Annotated in this window: 21 protein-coding genes; 18 read left to right on the top strand and 3 right to left on the bottom strand. The window is 46.8% G+C overall.

All coding sequences use genetic code 11. The features are described 5' to 3' along the window. The first annotated feature begins 75 nt into the window (after positions 1-75). A complete protein-coding gene (locus AC58PV_RS12530; protein WP_497432568.1) occupies positions 76-1,776 on the top strand; it encodes a DUF4091 domain-containing protein in 1,701 nt (566 codons plus the stop codon). After that, positions 1,760-3,061, top strand: a complete 1,302-nt coding sequence (locus AC58PV_RS12525) for a Gfo/Idh/MocA family protein (RefSeq protein WP_497432567.1) — start codon at positions 1,760-1,762, stop codon at positions 3,059-3,061. Before AC58PV_RS12530 ends, AC58PV_RS12525 begins: the two co-directional genes overlap by 17 nt. A gap of 190 nt (positions 3,062-3,251) precedes the next feature. On the opposite strand, the gene AC58PV_RS12520 is transcribed toward AC58PV_RS12525, so the two are convergent. Continuing rightward, entirely contained in the window at positions 3,252-7,367 is a 4,116-nt protein-coding gene (locus tag AC58PV_RS12520) for an OmpL47-type beta-barrel domain-containing protein (protein WP_497432566.1), read from the bottom strand. Between the two features lie 260 nt (positions 7,368-7,627). Here AC58PV_RS12520 and AC58PV_RS12515 point away from each other — a divergent pair, with 260 nt between their 5' ends. From AC58PV_RS12515 to AC58PV_RS12475, 9 genes are all read left to right on the top strand, one after another. Continuing rightward, the gene (locus AC58PV_RS12515; protein WP_497432565.1) at positions 7,628-9,511 is read left to right on the top strand and encodes an alpha-galactosidase; all 1,884 of its coding nucleotides are present in this window, start codon (positions 7,628-7,630) and stop codon (positions 9,509-9,511) included. Positions 9,512-9,550: 39 nt separating this feature from the next. Beyond that, positions 9,551-10,501: a carbon-nitrogen hydrolase family protein gene (locus AC58PV_RS12510; RefSeq protein ID WP_497432564.1), complete on the top strand. Its 951-nt coding sequence runs from the start codon at positions 9,551-9,553 to the stop codon at positions 10,499-10,501. Positions 10,502-10,528: 27 nt separating this feature from the next. Further along, positions 10,529-11,494, top strand: a complete 966-nt coding sequence (locus tag AC58PV_RS12505) for a PLP-dependent cysteine synthase family protein (RefSeq protein WP_497432563.1) — start codon at positions 10,529-10,531, stop codon at positions 11,492-11,494. 68 nt (positions 11,495-11,562) lie between these two features. After that, complete coding sequence (locus tag AC58PV_RS12500) at positions 11,563-12,486, top strand: Gfo/Idh/MocA family protein (protein ID WP_497432562.1); 924 nt, start codon at positions 11,563-11,565, stop codon at positions 12,484-12,486. 1 nt (position 12,487) lies between these two features. Further along, on the top strand, positions 12,488-13,759 hold the full coding sequence (locus tag AC58PV_RS12495; protein WP_497432561.1) for an enolase C-terminal domain-like protein: 1,272 nt from the start codon (positions 12,488-12,490) through the stop codon (positions 13,757-13,759). Positions 13,760-13,775: 16 nt separating this feature from the next. Beyond that, positions 13,776-14,684, top strand: coding sequence for a DMT family transporter (locus AC58PV_RS12490; protein ID WP_497432560.1), 909 nt, complete (start codon positions 13,776-13,778; stop codon positions 14,682-14,684). A gap of 84 nt (positions 14,685-14,768) precedes the next feature. Next, the gene (locus tag AC58PV_RS12485; RefSeq protein WP_497432559.1) at positions 14,769-15,548 is read left to right on the top strand and encodes an SDR family oxidoreductase; all 780 of its coding nucleotides are present in this window, start codon (positions 14,769-14,771) and stop codon (positions 15,546-15,548) included. Positions 15,549-15,705: 157 nt separating this feature from the next. Further along, positions 15,706-16,173 carry a DUF2975 domain-containing protein gene (locus AC58PV_RS12480; RefSeq protein ID WP_497432558.1) on the top strand — a complete coding sequence of 156 codons (468 nt, stop codon included), beginning with the start codon at positions 15,706-15,708 and terminating at the stop codon, positions 16,171-16,173. Between the two features lie 210 nt (positions 16,174-16,383). Then, positions 16,384-17,229 carry a hypothetical protein gene (locus tag AC58PV_RS12475; protein ID WP_497432557.1) on the top strand — a complete coding sequence of 282 codons (846 nt, stop codon included), beginning with the start codon at positions 16,384-16,386 and terminating at the stop codon, positions 17,227-17,229. A gap of 175 nt (positions 17,230-17,404) precedes the next feature. Here AC58PV_RS12475 and AC58PV_RS12470 read toward each other — a convergent pair whose 3' ends face one another. After that, positions 17,405-17,650, bottom strand: a complete 246-nt coding sequence (locus AC58PV_RS12470; RefSeq protein WP_497432556.1) for a hypothetical protein — start codon at positions 17,648-17,650, stop codon at positions 17,405-17,407. Positions 17,651-18,188: 538 nt separating this feature from the next. Here AC58PV_RS12470 and AC58PV_RS12465 point away from each other — a divergent pair. Next, positions 18,189-18,764 (top strand): VanZ family protein, encoded by a 576-nt coding sequence (locus tag AC58PV_RS12465; RefSeq protein WP_497432555.1) that lies wholly within the window; start codon positions 18,189-18,191, stop codon positions 18,762-18,764. A 138-nt stretch (positions 18,765-18,902) separates the two neighbouring features. On the opposite strand, the gene AC58PV_RS12460 is transcribed toward AC58PV_RS12465, so the two are convergent. Next, positions 18,903-20,072 carry an MFS transporter gene (locus tag AC58PV_RS12460; RefSeq protein ID WP_497432801.1) on the bottom strand — a complete coding sequence of 390 codons (1,170 nt, stop codon included), beginning with the start codon at positions 20,070-20,072 and terminating at the stop codon, positions 18,903-18,905. A gap of 128 nt (positions 20,073-20,200) precedes the next feature. Between AC58PV_RS12460 and AC58PV_RS12455 the strand changes: the two genes are divergently transcribed. The 6 genes from AC58PV_RS12455 to AC58PV_RS12430 all read left to right on the top strand — a co-directional run bounded on the left by AC58PV_RS12455 (position 20,201) and on the right by AC58PV_RS12430 (position 25,946). Beyond that, positions 20,201-20,554 carry a winged helix-turn-helix transcriptional regulator gene (locus AC58PV_RS12455; RefSeq protein ID WP_497432554.1) on the top strand — a complete coding sequence of 118 codons (354 nt, stop codon included), beginning with the start codon at positions 20,201-20,203 and terminating at the stop codon, positions 20,552-20,554. 40 nt (positions 20,555-20,594) lie between these two features. Next, complete coding sequence (locus tag AC58PV_RS12450; RefSeq protein ID WP_497432553.1) at positions 20,595-21,170, top strand: LURP-one-related family protein; 576 nt, start codon at positions 20,595-20,597, stop codon at positions 21,168-21,170. A 153-nt stretch (positions 21,171-21,323) separates the two neighbouring features. Then, positions 21,324-21,626 carry a hypothetical protein gene (locus tag AC58PV_RS12445; RefSeq protein WP_497432552.1) on the top strand — a complete coding sequence of 101 codons (303 nt, stop codon included), beginning with the start codon at positions 21,324-21,326 and terminating at the stop codon, positions 21,624-21,626. Between the two features lie 314 nt (positions 21,627-21,940). Further along, positions 21,941-23,956: an MGH1-like glycoside hydrolase domain-containing protein gene (locus tag AC58PV_RS12440; RefSeq protein WP_497432551.1), complete on the top strand. Its 2,016-nt coding sequence runs from the start codon at positions 21,941-21,943 to the stop codon at positions 23,954-23,956. Between the two features lie 258 nt (positions 23,957-24,214). After that, positions 24,215-25,072: an ABC transporter permease gene (locus tag AC58PV_RS12435; protein WP_497432800.1), complete on the top strand. Its 858-nt coding sequence runs from the start codon at positions 24,215-24,217 to the stop codon at positions 25,070-25,072. A gap of 1 nt (position 25,073) precedes the next feature. Next, positions 25,074-25,946 carry a carbohydrate ABC transporter permease gene (locus AC58PV_RS12430; protein WP_497432550.1) on the top strand — a complete coding sequence of 291 codons (873 nt, stop codon included), beginning with the start codon at positions 25,074-25,076 and terminating at the stop codon, positions 25,944-25,946. The last annotated feature ends 58 nt before the right edge of the window (positions 25,947-26,004 follow it).

The raw sequence follows: 26,004 nt of genomic DNA, 5'->3' as shown, positions 1-26,004 counted from the left end.
ACTTTCTTTTGCTTTTTCTGGGGGTTACGCTGATCCTAAGCCAATCCTAAGTCGAGAGAACAAAGGGGAATTTATATGCAAGATGGTTTTGTAGTAGAGACACGATGTCTTCATTCCTTAGTAAAAGTGTTTCCGGACGAGGAACTACGGGATGAGTCTTATACAAGGGGCTCCGCTTTGCGCGGGGAAACCTTCGATTTCCAGGTAGCCTATCGGGCACCTGCTTTGACCAAGCCAATCCGAGTAAGCGTAACTTCCACTTTGCAGGCGGCTATTACTTTGCGGGAAGTCGGGTTGGCACCATCGGAACTCCCTTGCCAGCGCCGCCATGATGACAATGTGCTGCGGGTTGCACCAGGTCTGTACCCTGACCCACTCTACCCTATCAAAGAAGAGCAGGGTGTTGTGGGAATCCATTATCAATGGCGAGCTGTTTGGATTACTGTGGAGCTGAACGAGGAGACGCCTGCTGGCGAATATGATGTAACGGTCAAGTTTGCAGCGCTGACGGGGGAGATGCTTGGTGAGGAGAACTTTCACTTGGAAGTTATCCCGGCCGTGTTGCCGCCACAGACGTTGATTCATACGGAGTGGTTTCATGCTGACTGTTTGGCGAATTACTACGGAGTTCAGGTGTTCAGTGATGCACATTGGGGGTTGATCGAGCAATATATGCAAACCGCTGTGCGCCATGGCATGAACATGGTGCTAACGCCACACTTCACGCCACCGCTGGATACCCAAGTCGGCGGTGAGCGCCCGACGGTTCAGTTGGTGGATGTGTGGAAAGAGACAGATGGCACGTATGAATTCGGCTTCAGCCGACTGGTTCGTTGGATCGAGCTGTGCGAGCGGGTTGGCATCCACTATTTTGAATTCTCGCACCTGTTCACCCAATGGGGCGCCAAGCATGCCCCGAAGGTGGTGGCGGAGGAGCAGGGAGAACTGCGGCGTATTTTTGGCTGGGAGACGGATGCGACCGGAGAGGCATATAGGTCGTTCCTGAACCAGTACCTGCCCGCATTAGTGGCATTCCTTCGAGAGCGCGGGCTTGAGAATCGATGCTATTTTCATATATCAGATGAGCCTTTGCTTGAACATATGCCCTGGTATCGCAATGCGAGCGAGCTGATGCAGGCTCACTTGGGGAATTTCCCGATTATCGATGCGCTGACGAATGTGGAGTACTATGAGCAGGGGCTTGTGAAAGGGCCTATTCCAGCGAATGATCACATCGGACCGTTCCTTGAAAGACAGGTACCCGAGCTGTGGACATATTACTGCTGCGTTCAGTACAGGCAAGTATCCAATCGCTTCTTCAACATGCCGTCTGCCCGTAATCGCGTGATCGGCGTACAGTTGTATAAATTCCAAATTGCCGGCTTCTTGCATTGGGGCTACAACTTCTGGAATACGCAGTATTCGCTGCAAGCGATTGATCCGTACCGCGTGACGGATGCGGGTCGCAGCTTCCCGTCGGGCGATGCCTTCCTCGTTTATCCAGGGGAGGAAGGGCCAGTAGAGTCGATCCGCATGGAAGTATTCTATGAAGGTTTGCAAGATCTTAGGGCGCTGCAACTGCTAGAAAGCTTAGTCGGGCGCGAACAGGTGCTGACCTTGATCGAGGAAGGGCTCACGGAGCCTTTGAGCTTCAGCCAGTATCCGTCTGATGCGGAATGGCTGCTCGGGCTTCGGGAAAGAGTCAATCGTGCAATAAGTGGTGCATCTGCATCGGAGTCAACCAAAAGGGGAGATTGTCATGAAAACGGAGAATAAACCGATCGAGGTCATCATCGTTGGCGCAGGGAGCCGCAGTATGAATTATGCGAGCTATTCGTTGAAGCATCCCGAACAGATGCGGATAGTTGGGGTGGTGGATCCGAATCCGCTCCGCCGTGCGCATACGGCTGAACGCTACGGAATAGCGGAGGACATGGTGTTCGCTGATGTGGAGGCACTTGTAGCACGGCCGAAGCTGGCCGAAGCTGTGATTAACGGGACCTTGGACGCGCAGCACGTCTCGACGAGTCTGCCGCTGCTACAGAAAGGCTACGATCTGCTGCTGGAGAAGCCAATTGGGATTACAGAGGACGAAGTGCTGGAACTGCATCATGCAGCGCAAGCATTCGGCCGTAAGGTTATGATCTGCCATGTACTGCGTTATGCCCCGTTCTACGTGGAGCTGAAGCGTGAGCTGGAGGCGGGGACAATTGGGGACATCCTCCACATTCAGACCGAGGAGAATGTCGATTTTCACCACATGGCGACGGCATTCGTTCGCGGCAAATTCGCGAATAAGGAGCGCGGAGGCTCGTCTTTCCTTATGCAAAAATGCTGCCACGACCTCGACCTCATCACCTGGTTCCAGTCGGGAGTACGGCCGGTCAAGGTAAGCAGTTATGGCGGCCGATCCTACTTTCGTGAGTCGCGAGCCCCTCAAGGATCGGGCACTCGCTGCCTAAGCGATTGCGCAATTGAAGAGAATTGCGTCTACTCAGCCAAGAAGCTGTACGTGGAACAGCCGTTGTGGCCGGTTTACGTATGGCCACGCTACCTAGACGGTGTGCGGCTCAGCGACGAAGAGAAGCTAGATAGCCTGCGCACTGACAACCCCTTTGGCCGCTGCGTATGGAGGTGCGACAACGACATCGCCGATCATCAAGCGGTGATGATGGAATTCGAGAACGGAAGCACCGCTGTTCACAATCTAGTGGGCGGCGCAGCGAAGGCCTGTCGTACCGTGCATATTACGGGAACCAAGGGAGAGATCTACGGGGAGCTCGAGGAAGGCTCTTTCGTGGTGCGCCACCCGCATCTGCGGGAAGGCGGTGTTTATAGCGAGCAGCGTGTCGAGATTCCAGTGAGCCGGGATATGCATGGCGGGGGGGATCACCGGCTTGTCGAGGATTTTGTGCGCGTCGTACGAGGAGACACTTCCGCGCAATTCTCCACATCGCTCGAACATGCACTCGTTGGACATCTTGTTGGTTTCCGCGCGGATGCTTCCATGGAATCGGGACATTCGTTGGGGATTGATTGGAGCAGCTTAATGCGAACGTGAGGGGGCTATAGTGAACCCTTCAACTCTCCGAATCATGATCCGAAGTAGAAGCTTGCTCGCAAAGATAGCGTTATAAAACCATCTTATTTGCTCGCCTGGTAGAGAAAACGGGAGAATAACGTTATGGCAGACCCTTATTGTGAAAAGGAGCTAAGCATAAATCGCTTAGCTCCTTTGCTATCTCTACCGCTTAGTTCCCGGCCATATCATGTGGCACAGTGACAACGCTTGTAACAACGGTTTTATTGCCAGCCTTGTCAGTGGCTGTGTAAGTGATGATATAGTCGCGAACCTTCTCGGCTTTCAGACTGAAGGTTGTAGCTGAAGTGCCGATTGCTGCTTGAATATCGCTGGGGCTGCTGGTTGGATCGCTGCACGTGATGGAGGTCAAGATGACTGACGCCAAGCCCGAATCTGCATCGCTAGCGTTCACAGTGGCTTTAATGGCGATCATCTTTTTGTTAGGCGGCCAGATCACGGTTTTGTCTAAGGTTACCGACAAAGTAGGAGCAGTCACGTCTAAGCTGCCAATGATAATGGTTTTGATTGCTTCAGCATTGCCCGCTTTATCGAAAGAGCGATATTGGACAGTGTTGGCGCCACCTTGTCCGATGAGAATAAGTCCCGTATATGTGCTCCAAGTCCCGTTGGCACCGATTCGGTATTCGGTTTTTGCAACGCCGGAGAGATTGTCGGATGCCGTGAGGGCTACTACGGTCTGTGCACCATAGACGGCTTCAGCTACCGTGGTTGGTGCACTGAGGTCAGCCATGAACCCTACGTTCGCTTCCTTAGTCACGCCGCCGAGCGTAACGGATGCATGAACCGAAGTGATACCTTCGCCAGTCGCGGTTACGATCCCGTTGGCATCAACGCTCGCAACGGCAGGATTGTCGCTTTTGAACACATAGGTGGCCTGACTCAAATCTGCTTGATTCCCATCAGATGCCGTACCAGTAACCGTTAATGCTGCTGAGTTGCCTGCACCTATATACATACTGTCCGCTGTCATCGAAACGGAAGAAAGAACTTCCTCCACTTGTACATCCAGTTGCGAAATGACCGCTTTAACTGGCGGCTTTCCGCTTCCTGAGAACATTCCGATACCAGCCAAGAAGTCAGTTCCCTCGAATTCTACTAACGTAGAACCGATGGATTGCCATTGTCCTTCTTTATAGTAATAGCCTGTGACCTTGTTGCCTTCCTTGACCAGCTTCATCTGGAATGGGGAATTGATGCTTTTGCCTGCATAGTCCAAGAGAAGCCCCGTCGACGAACCCCAATACTGCTGCTGAGCGGGAGGTTTCTGAGCATCCAGCATACTTTCACTATTGCGGAAAACGTATCTGAGCACCTTGCCGGTGCCATCCGTGCGGAACTGCACATGCTTCGAATCCGCTGTATCTTTGGCGCGTAGCATTAATCCTACCGATGATGGATCTGCAAAATCGAAGTTATCAATGGTAGCCGTTACCGTAACTTTAATATTGGGGTCGGATATATGGACATTCTTGCTAAGGTAAACAAAATCATCCGTTTTGTCCCACACATTGTCCCCGACGCCAACTAGCGAATAGCTGCCATCGTTACCAACGGTGACGAATCCCTTGCTATGAGGGCCGTACTGTTTTAATGTCCAACCGGTCACGCCTGTATCCGAACCACCCGTAGGGAAGACAGTGGAAATCTGCGTAGCTGCTTTGGTAATTCCATCTTTGGAAACCGTTGCCGACACGGTAACTTGACCTTCGGAAAGGGCTGTCACAGAAGCGGAACCATTACTGACGCTATTAATACGAAGGACCTGAGGGTCACTGGAAACAAGTTGCACATCAGCTGTGGAGAGGTCTGCTGGCAAGCCGTCTTGCTGCGTTCCGCTAAGACTCAGCGTACCTTGCTGTCCCACAGTGAAAAGATTAGTCGGTGTTTCAAACTGCACGTTTTTCAACAGGCTTTGGCTTACGCCTGCATCGAACGGCGTATTTTCAATCAGACCTGTATCATCAGCGTAAGAAAGGCCGATTGCTGATCCTGGCTTATAGATGCGCACGCGGGCATCCGTATTCGTAGGGCCTGTTCGGAATGTAATCTCTTTGCGAACATATTGAGTTTCCTTCGCCGTAATATCAATGGCGTTTCCGCCATAATTGAACACACCGAGAACGATAGATTCGCCAGGCTCATTGTACACCCAAGCTACAAATTTATATTCTGTATCTGGTTTAAGACCTGTGATTTTCTGCTCCACACCAGCTCCGCCAGGGCCCAACTTTAATCTGAATTGTCTTCCTCTGACTTGCCAGTCAGGTGATGCAGGTACAGATTGAACATCAGTCGTCCCATTGGTCGTCCATTTGAGCCAGCTATCGGTAGTCCCGTTGAAGCCGCTGTTCTTGATCAAGTTCATATAAGGCGTATTGATCTGGGTGTAGGTCACGCTTGGAGGATTGACGAAATCCGGTCCTGCCTTCCAATCAACCCCACCGAATTCAAAAGCTCCTGCATCTGGTGCTGGACCTACGTAACCGTCCGTGACTCCTGCAATGACAGCCCCTGAGTTAATAGCTGTTGAACCAGAGTTTAACCGGTAGTCGTTAGCAGAGGGATTTACAAAATTCACACCCGTACTCGATGTCGTGTTATAGCCGTTTGCTGTATCTGTGGTTAAGGAGACACTGTTCGTAAAAATATTGTTATACACCCTAGATCCAAATAGCTCTTGGTTATACGGTGGAGATCCCCAGAAGCCTATGCTGCTGGTTCTATGATTCACAACCGTGTTGTTATAGATGAGTCGGTAGTTACCGGGCGTATTCATTTGAATCCCCACGTCGTTGTTGTAAATGACGTTATGATGCGCGACCACATTGTTCGCATAGTTGTCGAAATAGAGGCCGACGCTCATATCGGAGCCTTTGCTGTCGTGAATAAGATTGTGGTGAATGTCGCTGTTGCCCATATCAAGACCCCAACTATATAGCAGGGCTCCGTCTCGGGAAAGCCACATCCCATTAGAGATGTCGTTGTAAGAAATTTCTCCGCTGCCTGATCTCCAATAAATATTGAATCTTCCGGAGTCACGAATTTCATTGTAGCTGATCAGGTTGCTGGTCCCACTTGAAAGCTTCACCAGGGGATCATAGGAGGCCATATAGCTGCCGTTATGAATGATGTTGTTCACGATGCGGTTGCTATTCCCCTCAATATTGATCAACGTTCCCGAAGAGTAGCCGATTTTACTGTTCTTGATTTCGTTGTTATCTCCAACGATGCTAATTCCGCCATTAAGTTGATCAGCGTTCGTCGTATTCTGTGAGTAGTTCGAGAAATAGACATAATCAGCCTGTATGCCATCCAAAACGTTATTGCTTGAACCATTCATCGTGATGTTGGCAGCGAAGGTACGAATTCCCTTCATTTGAATGAAAGATTTTCCGTTCAAATTGAATGCGGTCTTGCGTTTTTTCACTTCAACATTGGACGGAACCCCGCCATCCGGTGCCCATAAATAGACTTTATGAGCAGCCTCATCCACATACCATTCATTTGGTGCGTCTAATGCGCCCAAAACTCCGCTGAGGAAGTACGTGCTGCCTAGTCGAGGATACAATTCCTGATAATCACCCGTAATCGGTTCGTACGTCAAAGTATGGGTCGCACTATTGTAGCCTGTTACTTTGCTGGTCATGCCTTGATAAGCGTTCCCGCCTCTTTCCCAGACTAAAGCGTTCTTCCAAAAGTCCGTAGGCTGCGTCAGATCCGAATCAACAATCGAGGTCGCCGATCCTGCGTCTGCAGTTGCAACGCCTGCTTTTAAGCCTGGCAGCGTGTATTCGCTGATATTTGGCCACCGTGCTTCCCATAGAGGAGCAACAGCCGAACCATTGTTGACGAAAAGCTGATTTTCTTTTCCTAGACTCCATGTTAGATCGGTTTTATAAATTTGTCCTGTGTGTTGCGTCCAGCCGCTAATAGGTTCGGTACCGCTTACAATTACGTTCGCACCAGGAGCTGGCTTGAATGTAATGGGTTGGCCGTTAGTTCCAGATGCAGCTGGTGTAACTGTCTCGCGATACGTACCTGATGCGATAACACAGGTGTCACCGGGCAACATGACTTGGGCGCATTTATTGATGGTTTTAAATGGGGTCGCCTCAGAGTTTTGAGCTGCGGCATCATTTCCGTTCGTAGCCACGTAGTAGGTCGTTGCAGCTGCAAATGCGCTTGGTATTGGCAGTAGCCCGCCGACAAAACCTAGCGTCATTGTTAACGCCAAGCTATAACCAAGCTTCGTTTTTTTTCGCATTACACAGTCCTCCTTGATTGATTAATATGGACATTATCCATACTTCTACCATATCAACTGGGCAAATAATAAAAAGTCAAATATCCGTACTTTACTCCTGAATCGTGCTGAATATTTTATATTTTTGTGAACCGTGGTTTCTGGGCAGTTCGAATTTACAACATAGAGTTCCATAAGAGAGAAAAGTGCAGATCTTGCACTTTTCTTTTGTTTGTATTCCAGTTTATGTTGGAAGAGTGTATGAATGGGGGGACATGGTCTTGCAGTTATTCAATCAGTTTCAATGGGATCGGGCATTATTGCGAATCGAGTGTGCCGATCGAACATTCCAATGTGGAGACGCGATTATAGAGGAAGATGTGGAGAGTGGCCAACGGACATGGCGATGGGATGCTATGGCTGTCACGATGAGTTGGAGTCATAATCAGGTGCGAAGCATAACCTTTCATAATCATGGCGTTCATGATATGTATTTGCGCACGATTAGCTTGGAATGGAAACCGATGGCTGAATATCCTTATCTAGATGCTAGAAACTATGTTCAGCTCCATCATTCTCAATGTTTCGAAAAACTTGCGGGTGTACGTCCTGTTCATCGTCCCAACGATTGGTCAGATCCGACGGAAGCTTCTTCCATGGTTACTGTCCTATCTCACAGACTGCCTGGCGAAGCTTTGTTGTTAGGGGCTGTGCCTCCATATGAAGATTGCTTGGTTAGCTTCCCGATTGGGCACGAAAGCGCGCATCGAGACGGCGCCTTCGGCATAAGCGTTCAGTTAGCCTCACCTCGCCGAGTAATTGGGAATTCATTAGTGGTGCTGGCTCACTTGATCATGCTTCACGGCAAGGACGGGAATAGCTTGTTAGAGCAATATGCGGAGCTCATTCGAAATTGTCTGCCTCCATCTCTGTTGAGCAAAGGGCGGGTAACCGGCTGGAATTCCTGGGATTATTATGCGGGAGCTGTTTCAGAACACGATATTGTGGCGAATGCACGTACATCGCGACAACAATGGGCAGACTCGATTCGCTATATTGTAGTCGACGAAGGATATCAGTCCCAATGGGGGATTTGGGAAGCGGGTTGGAAATTTCCCAACGGGCTTCATGCGCTTTGTGAATCGATTCGTGCGGAAGGCTTCGAGCCAGGAATCTGGACGGCGCCGCTCATGGTGAATTGTTCTACTTCCTTATATAGGGAGCATCCAGATTGGTACGTCAACGATAAAGTCGGCAACCCTTATATCGTAAGTATTGGGTATGGTTCCAATGCTTTACTCGACATCACCCATCCTGAAGTAAGGGAGCATCTACGTAGGGTATACACCCAGTTGCGGCAAGCCGGATTTACGTACTTCAAGTGCGATTTCACGCAGATGCTGCTAGGTGCTTCCCGTTTCTCACGTGATGATATAACACCCGCTGGTATGCTTCGTGAACTATTCTGTCTTATCCGTGATTCGATTGGGGAGGATCCCTATTTACTAGCATGCGGGGCTCCTTATGAGACGGTCATCGGTATTGCCGATTCGCACAGAACGACAGGAGATATTCACCATTACTGGAGCCATATCCGGCAAAATATAAGATCTATGTTTGCACGTTGGTGGATGCAAGGAGCAATTGGAAACACTGATCCTGATTTCGCTATTGTCAGGTGTGACCGCACGACCGAGGATCTTCTCTTGAGTCGGCGATTGCCCAAAAAGCCATGGCACTTGGGAGCCAATTGGTATGCCGGACGAGAAATGAATGTGGCTGAAGCACAGACACTGCTGCTTGCGTGCTATTTGACCGGCGGTGATATGGTTCTAGGTGATGCGCTCCATCATGTAAATGAAGCAGGATTGGCTATGCTGTCCACAGTCCTCCAGGAGCCGGTTAAACGTGGAGTGCCGATCAATCTTTTTGAATACGATGGAGATGATATGCCGATCGTAGTTGCGCAGGGGGAGGGCCGTAAACTTCTAGCACTATTCAATCTTAGCGATGATTATAGGCCGAGGAAGCTGCCTCAGCCGTTTGCGGGATTGAAAGGATCGCACGAAGAATTTTGGAGCGGGAAACCCATTACTATTTTAGAAGAGGAAGAAATCATCATGGAGCCGCATACAGCGCAAGCTTGGTGGGTCTCCATCATCTAAATCGAGGGTTCTATACCTCATGCAAGTGGGAGGGCAACGATGGCGAATTATGTAACGATAAGTTGTTTGGGTCCTAGACCTTTGGTGATCGAAGCCGATGTGACAGCTCAAGAAGCAGTTGAACGGATGATCGAACATTGGCAGAGTCAGCTGGACCAGGTGCTGCCGGATCGTCCGGATCTGATTGTATTGCCAGAAGCCTGTGACAGGCCAGATCAAAGGAAATACCCGCAAGATCATAAACTAGCGTATTATCGGGTCCGAAAAAATCAAATCCGTGATTTCCTAGCTGGCGTTGCCAAAAAGCACCGTTGTTACATTACGTATCCAGCACATATAGAAGCTGAGGACGGCAGTTGGCGCAATGCGATGCAGTTGATTGATCGCGATGGTCAAGTGATGGGTGCCTATCATAAAAACCACCTAGTGCCTGATGAATATAACAAGAACCATATTCTTTATGGGAAAGAAGCTCCGATCTTCGAATGCGATTTCGGGAGAGTGGCATCAGCGATATGCTTTGATTTGAACTTTGATGAGCTTCGGCAGCAGTATGTGAAAGCAAAGCCGGATCTGATCGTATTTCCTTCCATGTATCATGGTGGACTTATGCAAAACTATTGGGCTTATTCTTGCAGATCTTATTTTGCCGGAGCGATAGCGGGGTTACCTAGCACTGTTATAACGCCATTGGGAGAGGTGGCTGCGATGAGCACGAATTACTATTCCTTTATGACAACTAAGATTAATTTGGATTACGCGGTTATTCATATTGATGAGAATAGCGCACATTTTCTTAAGATTAAACAGAAATATGGGACAAAAGTTAAGATTCATGACCCTGGTTTTCTTGGCTGCGTGCTGTTGACTAGCGAATCGGCGGACTTAACTGTGAAAGAGATTATTGCTGAGTTTGGACTCGAGCTCATGGATGATTATTTCCGTCGAGCTGAAGAGTCCCGGTGCATGCCTGGGCGAATAGAACCTTAAATTGGTCGTGTAGAAGGAGTGGGGTACATGGTCGACTATCGTCAAACCATACTGGATGGCGCGCATCAAGCGATTGGTAACACACCGATGGTTAGATTGAGCCGTTTAACTAAGGAACTCGAGGGAGAGATCTATGCCAAGCTTGAATATCTCAATCCAGGCTTTAGTAAGAAAGATCGTATTGCGCTTCAAATCATAGAAGAAGCCGAGCAGGATGGCACGCTTACGCCAGGACAGACGGTCGTGGAACTGACTAGCGGCAATACCGGAACGGGGCTTGCTATCGTTTGTGCAGTGAAAGGGTACCCCTTTGTTGCGGTTATGTCAAAAGGAAATTCAATGGAGAGAGCGCGAATGATGCGTGCGCTTGGTGCTGAGGTCGTTCTTGTCGATCAAGCATCGGGCTCAATGCCTGGTCAAGTGTCTGGCGAGGATCTTGCGCTGGTAGATGCGGCAACTCTCCAAATCGTTCGCGAACGACGCGCATTTCGTGCGGATCAATTCCATCATCGAGGGAGTTTGCTTGCGCATGAGTTGCATACAGCAGAAGAGATATGGGAGCAAACGAAGGGGGAATTTGATGTATTTCTTGACTTTGCAGGGAGTGGTGGAACGTTTGGCGGTTGTGCCAAAAGGTTGAATGCCTATAACCCTGCCATTCGCAGTTATGTGGTAGAACCGGAAGGGGCACCTTATCTGGCGGGTGGAACGCAGTCCAATGCGAGCCACAGGCTGCAAGGCGGCGGATATAGTATGGCGTTGCCATTGATCGATCGAAATTTGATCTTTGATTTCTTGACGGTTACTGACGAGGCTGCAATGGAAGCTTGTAGGAGATTAGCGCGCGAAGAGGGGATTTTTGCGGGTTATTCGTCTGGGGCCAACGTTGCGGCAGCCTTGCAATTGTTGAAGTCGCGAGAGAAGGGGGCGCGGATCGTATTGACTATTAATGATTCGGGACTGAAATATTTAAGCACCGATCTGTACGCATAAATGAATAATGGCGAACAAGCATAGGCCAGTAACCTGGGCGAATAGAGTTTGGAGGAGGAGGATGAAGCATGCAATCGCTACGAATTGGAATTGTAGATTTGGACACCTCACACCCCGGTAATTGGGTGCCAATCATCAAAGAATTAGGTCATCAAGTAGTTGCCGTATTCGACGGGGGAACTGTTCATGAGGAAGGCTATGCCTCACAATTTGCCGAGAAATACGAAATTAAGACCGTTTGTGAATCGTTAGAAGACATGGTTCAACTCGTAAACGCCGTAATCATCCATAGTGTGAACTGGGACTTGCACGTGGAGCGTGCACGTCCTTTTGTCCAAGCGGGTAAAGCGATATTGCTGGATAAGCCGATGGCAGGGAACATACGAGACATTAGGCAGCTCCTGGAATGGGAGCGAACTGGTATTCGTCTAATAGGGGGTTCTTCGTTAAGTATCTGCGAAGAGGTCAAAGAATGGCATCAGCAGCATGACCTGGATGACCCCATTGTGACGATGTTGGCGGGTTGTTCTGTTGATGATTTTAACTACGGCATACATGCTTTCTATTTGCTGCAAGCCATCATGGGACCGGGAATCGAAAGCGTCCGCTCCGCCGGTCTTCATCTTCAACATCATATTGAACTTAACTGGCAGGATGGGCGCAAAGGATTCCTTAGTATTGGCGCGACACAAGGGTATTTGCCCTTCTATGCTACGATTGTGACGGAGAAAACAGTTAAGCATCTCCAGGTGGATAGCAAGCGACTGTATCGTTCTTTCTTGGAAGCAAGCTTGCCATACTTAGCTGGGGAGGCAGAACCTTTTCTATCCATCCATCAACTGCTTGAGGCGGAACTTGCTGCGTTGGCCGCTAGGAAATCGTTCTTGTCAGGCGGCGAAGAGATAGCCTTAAAGCAACTATCAGAGGAAGATCAAGGTTACGAAGGAGCCGCTTTCGCTGTACAGTATCGAATGAAAGTGAAGGGACACTAGAATGATAACGATTAAGAAGACGAATCTCAGTGTTGAACGTGAACCGTTACTTGCCCCATTCGGTTTCAAAGGCGGCTATGTGAATGAGCTCTGGCAGTCCCGCGTTTCCTTGGAAGATACAGAGGGGAATATCGGTGTGGGGCTGGGCGTTCAGAGCATTCTGTGGTCTGACCCACAGGTTTACACGGGGTGGGGCAATGAACGAGGCAATGTATTCATGAAGGAGATCACCCAACATGCGTTGTTAGCCGCTCAGCATATGACATTCGAAACCCCAATGGACATCTTGGATCCTCTAGTGGGGCAGGCTTATGCATATGCTTCCCGTATCTGGGAGGGGAACTCCCTCCGAGTTACCTTTGCGTTAAATGCCTTAGTTCCTATTGATCATGCAGCTTGGATGCTGCTGAGCCATCAAACACCCGGCGCTCGCTTCACAGAGCTGATCCCAGAAGAGTACAGATCCGGCTTGGTTGCTCGGCATGAACGGCTTGCATGTACGCCAGTCGTTTCGTATGGGATGACAGAGGAGGATGTTGTGGCTCTGCTTGATGAGGGCTATTTTGTGCTGAAAATAAAACTGGGTTCGGATCCAAAACAGGACGGAGATCCCGAGAAAATGATAGAATGGGATATACAAAGATTGAAAGAGATTCATCGTATCGCAGGGAACCGTACCTGCCTTCACACAGTCAACGGACGCATTGCGTATTACTTAGACATCAATGGGCGGTACGAAAGCAAGGAGCTCCTCTGGAGACTGGTGGACGCTGCAGAGCGAGTGGGGGCACTTGCCCACATTTTATTGGTAGAAGAGCCATTTCCGGAGCATATTCACGTGGATGTTTCTGATTTGCCAGTCAGAGTGACAGGCGATGAAAGTGTCCATGATGAAAAGGATGCTTTGGAACGAATTCAAATGGGGTACGGGGCTTTTGCCTTAAAGCCGGTAGCCAAGACGATGAGCATGAGCTTGCGAGTGGCGAAGCTAGCTAGTGAATATGGCATTCCTTGCTTTTGTGCTGATTTGACTGCAAATCCAGTTATGGTTGATTGGAATAAGAATCTTGCAGCGCATCTGCTGCCTGTGCCTGGACTCTCCATGGGCTTAATCGAATCCAATGGCAAACAAAACTATGCGAACTGGGAAACAATGAAGGGAAAGCATCCCATGCCTAATGGCAGCTGGATACAAACCGTTGATGGGCAATTTCATCTGCTCCCTGAATTTTATGAGCACAATGGCGGTGTATTCGGTCGAAAGGGGAAGTAAATAAGGAGGCAGTGACTTGTTTGGATATGTGGCCGTGCTTGGCGCGGTATTGATCTGGGGGCTATCCTACATCGTAATGAAATCCACAACTGCTGAGTATCCCCAACTGCTGTTTCAATTTTGGCGGTATGTTGCTGTGTCGTTGGTGTACTTCGCTATCTTCCATCGATCACTGCGGGCGATGCCGGGGCGAATCTGGCGATTGGGCTTGGTCCACCTAGGATTGGCCAATTTCGTGCTGAGTTTCTTCTCTATTTATGCGGTACAGCTTACGACTCCGACGCGCGTTGTGGTCATCAACAGCTTCATCATTTGCGTGGTACCGCTCTTGCGCTGGGTGCATGACCGATGCAAACCAACAGGGCAAGAGAAAGCGGCAATTGCGATTGCGATTGCCGCTATTGCCTTTTTGATCGGGCCACAAGAACAAGGCATGAATCTTGGCGATGGATTAGCTTTTATCGGCATGATTGGGTATGCGTATTCGATCGTCTTGACCCATCGATTGCTAGCGAAGGAGGGGGCAACGGTATCCCAAGTTTCCGTTTTGGGTATCGTGGGCTGCATGTTGTTTTTCGCTGTGGCGGCAGCGGTCTATGCTTGCTTCAACCAAGAAGCGGCAGCACTATCGGCTTTGACCTCTCAGCCTGAGACACTCGCAGGCATCGCCTTTATGGTTGTGTTCGTGTCGCTCGCAGCGAATCTCCTGCAGGTGCACGGTCAACGCCGGTTGCCTCCGGTCACCGTCTCGATCCTGTTCTGCCTGGAGCCAGCCGTTACGGCGGTGCTTGATTATGCATTGCTCGGCAACAAACCGTCGATCCGTGTGCTGCTCTGCGGCTTGCTGCTAATCGCGGCGACCCTGACGGCCACCCTGCCATTCAAATCCAAGAAGCGGAGCAAAGAAGCTACGCTTGATTTGTAGAATGCCTTCCTATCGATATCAACTTCATGTAAACTTATGGGTAGCATGTATCATGGATGGAATGGAAGGGACGGTTGGAATCTGATGAAAATGAGCGGCAATACCGTTCTTATTACTGGCGGATCTTCCGGCATTGGCTTCGAATTTGCAAGTCAGTTGTTGGAGCTTGGGAATACCGTAATTATCACGGGGCGGGATCAAGTTAAGCTAGATGCAGTTAAGCGAAAGCTGCCGAATGTACATACGTTTCAGAGCGATGCGAGAGATCCTGGGGCGATTGCGGCCTTGTATACCGCGGTGGTGAAGCAATTTCCGAAGATCAATGTCTTGATCAATAACGCCGGACTTATGCGAAAAGTAAATCTGCATGAAACGAATGTCGATCCAACGGATTTGAACAGCGAGATCGCTACGAACCTTAGTGGCCCGATCTGGATGGTACAGCAATTCCTGCCGCATCTGAAAATGCAAGAATCCGCTGCGATTGTAAATGTCTCATCAGGCCTTGCCTTCGTTCCTCTTCCGATCTCGCCTATTTATTGTGCAGCAAAGGCCGGCATTCATTCTTATACGCTGTCGCTAAGAGCTCAGTTGAAAAATACCAAGGTTAACGTATTCGAACTGGCTCCGCCATTGACAGAGACACCACTGGTGGATGCCTTCGATCCAACCGATATGTCCGGTTCCAAGGCGATGCGAGTTACTGATATGGTGAGTTATGCAATTAAAGGAATCAAGAGGGACCAATACGAAATCAGGCCAGGCCAAAGCAACGCTTTGAAAATGATGAGCCGAATCGCGCCGAATTTTATCTTTGGCCAGCTGAGTAAAACCGTTGACCGTATGCTGGGTACGTCCAAATAGTCACAACTAAAAATTTGTCAGAATGAAGTCCGCGTAAATCGCGGGCTTTTTTTGATTTATAACAATAATAATGTAATAAAAAACAATCTAAATTTATTGTTAAACAATAAATAATATGCTAAGATCATGATGTCATTAAATAAGCGAGGTGTTTTAAATGAATGTGAAACGAGGTTCAACCACGTTCTTGAAGGTCATAATTTTTCTCTTTGGAATTGGCGTGCTTGCTTTATGTATCTGGTTGCCTGTCATAGCTGTTAGAGATGCTAGGATCCATCCCGATACAGCGTACTTTGTGATCCCCTTTTTGGTATGTTCATACGGATTCTGCATTGCATTTGCTGTAGCTTTGTATCAAGCCTATAAACTATTAACCTACATTGAAAAGAACAATGCCTTCTCAGAATCGTCCTTTATATCCTTACAGATTATCAAGAGATGTGCGTTTACTGTCATTGGGCTCATTGTGATAGGAATTATAAGCTTGAGAATTCTTGCTGTAGTTACAGTTAGTGATGATGCCGCGGGCCCTACATCCTTATGTCTAATGGGAATTCTAGTAACAAGTATATTTGCAGCCATTGTGGACGTAATTCAAAAGCCATTAAGAAATGTAGCTCGATGAACGGATGTAAAAACTACAGTTAAATTACGGAAGTCGTTTTATTATGTATGGGTCAATAAAAGAGGCGTTTCAATAAGTCTACACAGACTTTAGAGACCGCCTCTTTTTGTTTGATTTTACATGTAAACGAAAGGATCAATGTAGTTTCTGTATATAATTCCCATAATAAGAAAGGATAGTGGATATGACAATGAATAGGAGGAATTAGTAATGTCTCATCATGCATTTTGGTATATGGGACTGAGTGTACTATTCTTGATTTTACTTGCCCTTGTGTTTTATAAACAAAGAAGCATGCATACTTTATTTCAATTTCTAGTCCTAGTTGAAATTGCCTACCTCATAGAGGCCGTCATCTATATTTTCTTAGGAAGCTATCTGTATCATCCCAGAATTATTAAATACAATACCTATTACGATAGTCATCTCGGTGCTATTGCTTCAAATATGCTTGCTGTTCCTGTGGTTGCACTGATCCTATCCGTATTTAGGCTGAGTTGGCTTTGGATTATAATGGGGATCGGATTGCTCGCCGGCATTGAATGGTTATTCGTGGAGCTTCAAATATACACCCTGCACTGGTGGCGAAGAGTATACACAGTTATAGGTCTACTGGTATATTTTCCACTTGCTAAACTAATATATCGGCGGATTATCATGTCAATGGGTGGGTTCCTTCATGCCATTACTTTATTTTTGTGCATCGGCCCCTTATCCGGTACGTTGCATTTTCTCCCCATTATGCTCTTCTCAAATCGAATTTACACGCCGGGATGGTATAGGAATCCCTCCTATGATACAAGCGCGTTCTCCGTTGTGTATTACGTAAGTATTTGTATAATCATAGTTGCTTTGGTGAAGATGATCTGGATACCGAAGTGGTTAAAATGTGTATTCATCCTGATGGTTACAGTAACAGTGACTTACGCCTTAAAAAAACTAGGGATTTTGTATAGTGCTGTTTGGTGGGATACATGGTACTACATGTTGATTCCGGTACCGCTTGTACTTGTAGCTGAGGCGTTCAGCAAACGTTTATATGAGGGTCGACGGTGAACGAAACTAAACGAATGTCGCACGGGTGTAAATATTTGTTACAGGATTGCAATCTAATTTTCATCTGGCATTAATGATTAAAGATTATAATAAAACTCGACCCCCTTTTAAAATATAAAACTTAGACCCACAGCCCGTTGCTGTGGGTCTCTTTTTGGTATTAAGCCGCTACTGTTTAGTCATCGTAAAACTTAATTTTATAGCTAGTTCCGTCGTAGAGCTCAATCTTAAACTCTGCTAGAGCTCTCCATTTGATATGGTCTAACCACGCCGATAGCATTGCTTCTCTTTCGATTGGACCTTGTGCTACATCAAATGATAATTTTGCTTCTTTCCCATTAAAATATTCCGCTTTAATCTTCCTAAAAGTCTCGATATCGAGTAACGACAATATACTTTCAACTAAGGAACGCTTTGACATTTAAAACACCTCCCATAATTTGGATGTAAAGTCTTTATATAGTATAAGATAGAAGTTCTAATAGTGTTTGTGCATAGATACTGGTAGATACGTGGATTTTTTAATAGGGAAATAAAGGGATTTGAACGGATGCATGGAAGGGTATGGGTATTATTATGGAAGGTAGATAACGAGGGAGATCAGATCAGGGAGAGGGGGAAGAATTTTCAAAAAAACAAGTTATGTAACAATCATTATCGCTCTGTTCTTGTTCGTGATGGCTTTGACAAGACCGAGCTCTAGAGATTACCAAATGTACTTGCTTAACATCCAGGGGATTAATTGCGAACCAGCCGAAAGCACGAATTGCTTTCATACGAAGAATGATTTGATGACTTCCAAACTAACCCATCTCATTTTCTATATGACAGCGGAATCTTATATTTTCGGAGATGAGGACAATTAAATACGTGTAATAGGTATGTTCAATCATTTCTTTGTCATCGAAAACCATCTTCACCCTTAGTGATGAACAATTGTTGCGGAGTTGAAAGTGATTATGTTTACAAGACGAAATCTGATTTCATTTATATTATTTGGTGTATTTCTAATAGCTTATATCTATCTGTTTCTGCTTATATTTCTTTTTAAATATGTTTCGCCATTCGAACTATTTAGTCCAGACAGAATGTACCATAGATCGGTAGATGTAATCCCCTTTAATACAATACATAGTTATCTATCGAACGAAAAGAATGTTTCACCGATTATCGTAATGTCGAATATTTTGGGTAATATTTTATTGTTTATGCCGTTGGGCTTGTATCTACAATTATTAAAGAAGAACAAGAAAATATCTATCAGCATAGGTATTGTTTTTCTAATCAGCGTACTTATTGAGATGTTCCAGTATGTATTTGGCATTGGGGCAACAGATATTGATGATATTATTTTAAATACTGTAGGTGGATTACTTGGGATTGTAGTGTATAAAGGTTTATTATTACTCTTCAAAGATGAGGGGAAAGTACGTCTGGCCATTGTAGTAGCAGGACTTATGGTTATTTTGATTGCTATTACTTTCAAAGCGATATTATTTTATACGGCGGGTATTAGAATAAGATTGTTGCCGTAGTGGTAAAGAGAACATATCCTTACACGAAACTCTTTGGACTCTTTATGCCCGTTCATCATAGATAGGACTTGCTTCGACGGCAGGTCCTATTTTGTCTATTTATGAGGGAGGAGAGGGAGCAAATCTATTCTAAGATAGTTAATTCTGAGCTTGTCTTCGACCAGTCTTCCCCACCCTAAAACTAATGAAAGCAGACACGAGTGCTAACACAACAATAATACTTGCCAGCCATGGATTATAGAGGACAGTGGAATTGGCGCTTATCATCGCTCCACCCGCTCCAGCGCCAGACGCCAACCCTACATGAATAATAGAGGTGTTCAAGCTAAGAATGAGATTGGAAGATTGGGGGGCTTGTTGAATAAAATACGTTTGAGTAGCTGGGCCGGCCATGAACAGAGAGACCATCATAAGTGAAATCAGTAGTAAACCGATGAGAGTCGCCCCGGCAAACAGAGGTAGAAGAGCCAGAATAACAACGTGTGCGATAGTGCTGAAAGCTATGATGCGTGCTGCGCCCCAACGATCAATTCCGTAACCACTAAAGCGGGTACCAATTGCACCAAATATACCAAAAACAAGCATGGCGATACTGATATTGGACGCTTTAAGTTGAAGGATGTCTTGCATAAAAGGGGTCAAATACGTAAACAGCACGGAATTTCCTGATTCTCTAAAAAAGGTAAGAAACAAGCCACTCACAACTACGGCACTGCCCATCACTTTGAATTGTTGTTGGAATGACAACGGTTCGTCCCCATCAATCTCTGGCAGCATACGGAAAATAACGAAGGCAATGAGCAGGCTTATCAGTCCTAAAATTAAGAAAATAGCTTGCCAGTTCAGCCAGTTCGTAATGGTTATACCGATGGGCACACCTAGAATCATCGCGCTGCTGAAGCCAAGAATGATCGTGCTCATTGCACTGCCTATCTTCTCGCGAGGAACGATTTTGGCGGCTGCACCGAATGCTGCAACAAGATAAACACCTGAACTTACACCCAGAATAATGCGTGACACCATCAAGGTGGAGATATTCGAACTCCAGAAGGAGAGCAAGCAGCCCATAATAAAAGCTGCCAATGTACCTAAGAGCACTTTTCTGCGTCCCATACGGGACGTCAGCGATACTAGGATAGGCGTCCCAATAGCAAATGATAGTGAATAGGCGGTAATTAATTGTCCCGCAAAGGCGATGGAAATATCTAAGTCTGTAGCGAGTACACGCAGGATTCCAGCGACAACTAACTCGGAGGTGGCTGTTAAGAATACCCCTAGAGCAAGTATGTAAATCGTCCATTTATTCATTGCTTTCATTCCCTTCCATCTGATTTATTGTCATTATAGAAGGGTTGCGTTAATATTGTAAGAAGGCAAAGTATTCGGATATAATCAATCTATTTTGACTAACTTACTTTTTGTTAGGGGGAAAACGGATGGCTGAGCCAACGAATTCCGAATCCTGTTTGGTAACGGGGAGTTCTGACATCTGCGAAGTATTGCAAATTCTAGGAGCTAAGTGGGCGTTTCTTGTACTGAACGAATTGCTGCGCGGGCCACAGCGATTTAATCAGCTGCAAAGGAATGTTGCTATTATTAAAACGCAGTCACTTACGGATACACTCCGCCATTTGGAACACAATGGTCTCGTCCTGCGCCAAGTTTTTCCTACTGTACCTGTAACTGTGGAATATTCCTTAACAGAAAAGGGATTAGATTTCCAAACGGCACTGAGCGAAATGAATAAATGGGTGGTAAAGTGGGGGAAGCCACAACAGGGCAACGGGTAAACCAATATTGCTCTTATTACATATAGCAGGGGGTGAAGACTTGAATACGAAATTTAACCTTAACCAGTTCGTGGTTAGAAAACAGATCCTCTCACTAGTCGGCGCTAAAATCGATATATTCGACGTTAATGAAAGGGCCATTCTGTTCTCGAAGATGAAAGCCTTCAAGCTGAAGGAAGACATTCGAATATACGGCGATGAAACGATGCAAAATGAATTGATCAGCATTCAAGCGCGAGGCGTTATTGATTTCTCGGGCGTCTTTGACGTAGTGGATGTAGAAACCGGGCACAAGGTAGGTTCATTGCGTCGCAAAGGGATGAAATCAATTCTCAAGGATGAATGGGTCATTATGGGCCCTAATGATACGGAGATCGGATTGATGAAGGAAGATAACTCGCTGCTTGCTCTTCTGCGAAGGTTCCTTACAAATTTGATTCCGCAGCATTACAACATTGAGATCGGCGGGACCAAGGTCGCAGAGTTCAAACAAAATTTCAACCCGTTTGTCCAAAAGTTAAATCTTGATTTCTCTGCTGACGATAACAAGCTAGATCGCAGATTGGGGTTAGCCGCCGCGATTCTACTAATCGCCGTAGAGGGCAATCAAGGTTAGAAGTAGTATACAACAGACTGTCTCAGAAGGTCCGAATGACCTAAGAGATAGTCTTTTTTGCTTGATAAACATGAGTCTAGTATCTCTCCTGAAAGTAGGGTATAGTTAGAAAAATTATTTGTGAGGAGAGACACTGAATAGGAGATTGATGATATGGCTTTCGGAGTATCCCGACAAGAGCTGAATGAATGGAAAAACAAATGCTCACAGGGGGAAATTGCCTTCTTGACGCATTATTGGATAGAACCTCGCTTTCCAGGCGTGAAGACCATCACTAAGGTAGGATGCTGTGATCTGGAACGCTTGAAGGCATGGTGCCTGGCGAATGGCTTAAATCCAGATTACATCCATCATCGCGATGAATATCCACATTTCGACCTAATAGGAAGCAAGCAGATTGAAATCTTAGAACGAGAACATTTGACAGATCATTTGGTTAGATTCAAGCTTCGGTAAGTCGACAAGGTAGTTAGTACAGACTTAGCTTCCAGAAGAGTTATTTACTTACGAAGAACGATAGTTGAAATAAAGCACCCCCAAAAAACACCTTTCTTGAAATCACTTTCAACAAAGGTGTTTTTTTCTATCCATTCGTGCAGAAAATGACAACGAAATAACAGATGATGATTACTTTAAGCTTGTACTATCAGCCTATCGGGGCAATAGATCCAAGAACCAACAGAATGAATATCGACGGAAACAACGTACGCTCTTTAAGATGAGGTGGTCGATGCACGACGGATGGCAGATGGAAAAGGAACGGTGAAACGATGAAGTATCAATTGAACGAGTTTGCATTTGATTTGCGAGCCAGTGTAGCTCCTGCGAATCACTTATGGGTATGTAGCGGATATAGCACGGTTGCTCCATTAGCAGGGACTGTTGCTGGCGTCAGCGGGCTATTCTCTCCACCTTTCGGCGCACAAGATATGGAAGTGCTGCTTGATTTCGTGGCAGACGGACATCTCATTAGCGATACAGGCAATAAGGGAAAAGGGGATTGCGGTCTATTGTATGCAGGCGGCGAGTGGCGGCCTGACCGGATAGAACGAACAGGAACGTACCACTACTTTGTGGAAGAACGCCTGATTTCACTCTCCGTGCGAAGCGTACTTGTTCCGCTTGCGGACCGTGCTGGGTTTGTCCTAACCGTGAAGGTTATTAACCGGACAGACCGTAGTATCCAGTTGAACATCGTTCCGAGGGTTACGCCTGGTCATCCAGGTAGCCAGTCCCTGAACGATTGGGATTTCGGCCACCCTGCTATGGGCGCGGAGGTTCATGAAGTTGAAGCGGGCATATGGGAGAACGATGAGGTAAGGGTTACTTTTTTACAAGAGACAAGGGAACCTGACTTACTCCCATCTGGGCAAGAGGCGGTTTATCGTGTAGCCATCCTGCTGACCAAGGCCGGAGAATCTGTATGCTTGGATGATAATTTAGCGGTATGGGAACAGCGAACGTATGAAACGTGGAAGAACCGGATTCAGCGGTACTGTGGCTCTATTCCCAAGTTGACCAGCGACATTCCCGGTCTAGAGGATTACTATCGGCGATCGCTCGTCAGCGGTCTCATCTGTCTATGGGAGCATCCGGATTTTGCCATGCAGCCTTTTCCGGTTGTAGCGGGGCTGGAGGGCGCCGGAATCTGCTGTTATCCGTGGGATACCGGAGGTTATGCAGCCCGGGTGCTAGGACTGATGCTGGGCAGTGATAAAGTGATCGAGCTGGCGCACATGATGGCGCGGAGCGGTATTGAGCGTCATTCGAGATTCGCCCCTAGCGGTCTAGGAAAGGATGTTCCCTATTCGTACAGTCTATGGTCCTTTTACAACTTGGTCTGGTGCAATATAACTCAGTATGGGGAAGGTTTGGAACAATATGAGTTGCTAAAAAATCTACTGCTGCACGATGAAGAACGGTTGCCGGCCTGGGGTGAATTGCTGGATTATGGCAAGCAGCATAATCTGCTCGAAATGAGGAGCGCAGCCCATGAGCATGTCGTATCCAGCCCCAATGCCGAAAGAGCGTGGTGTTATGATCGTTTGGCCGACATGGCAGAATGTCTTGAACATGAGGAAACCGTAACATGGCGTGATAAAGCCAGCCGTATCCGAGCGGCGATTCGGGATCACTTATGGGATACAGAGAATGGATGGTTTCTATGCAGACACCCGAACGGTCACGTAGAGCGGGTGTACACGATTCAAGCATTCGATACGTTAAGAATGGGTGTTTGCGATGCAGAGATGGCCGAGTCTTTATTGCTGCATTTGAAAGATGGTGCTTTTCTTGGGCCCTATGGTGTAAGCAGTATATCTGCCGAAGATACGCTGCATTATGAATTGAATGACCCCGACTGGTCTGGTGGGGGCAGTTATACCGGTGAGAGTCCGACACTCGCACTTACATTGTGGGAACAGGGGCAGCCCGCGTTAGCTTGGGATGTCCTGAAACGATTGTTCTGGATGGGCAAGCATCTGCCTTATTTCCCACAGGAGCACTATAGCGACCGACCTGCCGTTCCAAGCCATAAGCGGGGCAATATCATAGCTGGTCTCACAGGCACAGAAGCACTGGTATTTGGCATGGCAGGCATCAAACCGAAGTTGGATGGAACATTAGAAATATTTCCGCAGCCGCCGCAGGAAGGAAGTGTCTCGATTACTGGATATCGTTATCGCGACCAACAGATTGATGTCCATATGCAGCCGAACCAGTGCACGATCATTTGTAATGGAGAGCTCGTATATCGTGGAGTTCCTTGCGCATTTCGCTTGCCGTAGGATAGCAGATGACAATGGCACGGAAGAAAATGATTATAGCTAGGAACTAACAACGAAATGAATATCGACGGAAACGACATAAGGCAATTAACATGAAGGCAGTGAACGATTGTTGGAGGATGTGACTGACTTATGAATAGAACAACTGCCCAAGGAAAGCGCATGCTGGCACAGGCGAACTCAGTGGGCACATCGCACAAACCTGGATATTTGAAGCAGCTATTGCTAGATATCAATAAAGAAAAGCTGCTGTATGGCATGCTGATTCCTGGCCTTTTATTTTTCATCCTATTTAAGTATTTGCCGATGCTGGGTGTGGTCATTGCCTTTCAGGATTATCAACCTTTTGCCGGGATCTTAAGGAGTCATTGGGTCGGCCTGCAGCACTTTGAACGTTTTTTCACGAATCCGGATTTTTGGAAGCTGTTCAGAAATACGCTCGTGCTGGCTGTGTACAATCTGCTATTTTTCTTTCCGCTGCCGATTATTTTAGCTTTGATGCTGAATGAAGTTCGGAAGGAGTTTTTCAAAAGATTCGTGCAAACCATCATCTATATCCCGCACTTTATCTCGTGGGTCGTTGTTGCAGGGCTGACCTACACGCTGTTTACAACCGAGGGCGGTATTGTGAACGAAGCGCTCACTTACATCGGCGGAGACAAGATTAATTTCTTGTTAAGTAAGGATTGGTTCCGTTCGATGATTACATCGCAAGTCATTTGGAAGGAAACCGGCTGGGGAACGATTATTTTCTTAGCGGCACTCTCTGGCGTCGATCAGCAGCTGTATGAAGCAGCGCGAATGGATGGAGCTAATCGGTGGCACCAACTGTGGCATATCACGTTACCAGCCATTCAAACGACGATTATTTTGTTGCTTATTTTAAGACTAGGAAGCTTCTTGGATACGGGGTTTGAGCAAATTTTCCTCATGTTGAATTCCGGCAATCGAGAAGTAGCTGAAGTGTTTGATACGTATGTTTATACGTCTGGTCTAGTCAATGCGCAATTCAGTTACAGTACAGCTGTGGGATTGTTTAAATCTCTCGTAAGTCTAATTCTGGTTGTTTCTGCGAATGCAATGGCCAAGAGATACGGCGAGGAAGGGGTTTATTAGCATGAGAGATCGTACCATGAGCAGTAAGGCGTTCGACGTGGTCAATTATTTATTGCTTTTTATTGTTGCGGTAATTACGGTGCTGCCTTTCATTTATGTCGTATCGGGTTCACTCGTCGCATCGGAAGAGCTGCTGATCAAGAAGGTTGTACTATTTCCTACGAAAATTTCGTTGGATGCCTATAAGTTTATTTTTTCCACCAAAATCATTTACACAAGCCTATTCATCACCTTATTCATTACAGTTGTCGGAACGCTGATCAATCTGCTGCTTACTACATTGATGGCTTATCCGTTAGCACGTAAAACATTGCGCGGTCGGAGTAAATTCATGCTGTTAATCGTAATTACCATGCTCTTCAGCGGAGGTATGATTCCCACGTTCCTTGTTGTCAAAACGTTTGGATTACTGGACACGTACTGGTCCCTATGGATCCCTTCGGCGATCAGCGCGTTCAATCTGATACTGTTGAAAAACTTTTTCCAGCAGCTGCCTGAGGGTTTGGAGGAATCAGCGAAAATGGATGGTTACAATGATTTGCAAATTTTGTGCAAAATCGTTGTTCCGTTATCCTTACCCGCTATGGCGACGTTTGCGCTATTTTATGCAGTAGGACACTGGAACTCCTATTTTACGGCCATTATGTACATCAACGATGCGAAAATGTGGCCTATTCAAGTGTGGCTGCGCCAAATTGTCCTTCTCTCGGCAGGTGGCTTTACGGACGCCAGTGCAGCTTCGGAAATAGCAGCTCCGCCTCAAAGCATCAAGTATGCGGTTATCGTTGTAGCAGCTGTTCCGATATTGCTCTTTTACCCCTTCTTGCAGAAACATTTTGCCAAGGGAGTTTTGCTAGGTTCGGTTAAAGGATAGCCGGTCAAGGCTAGTAAGATCGTCTATCTTTCTATACAATAAAATGACATAACGGAGG

This window comes from Paenibacillus sp. J22FR83 (genome assembly GCF_059691955.1).
Note: the sequence above shows the minus strand (reverse complement) of the source record. Positions and strands in the feature narration are given on the sequence as shown.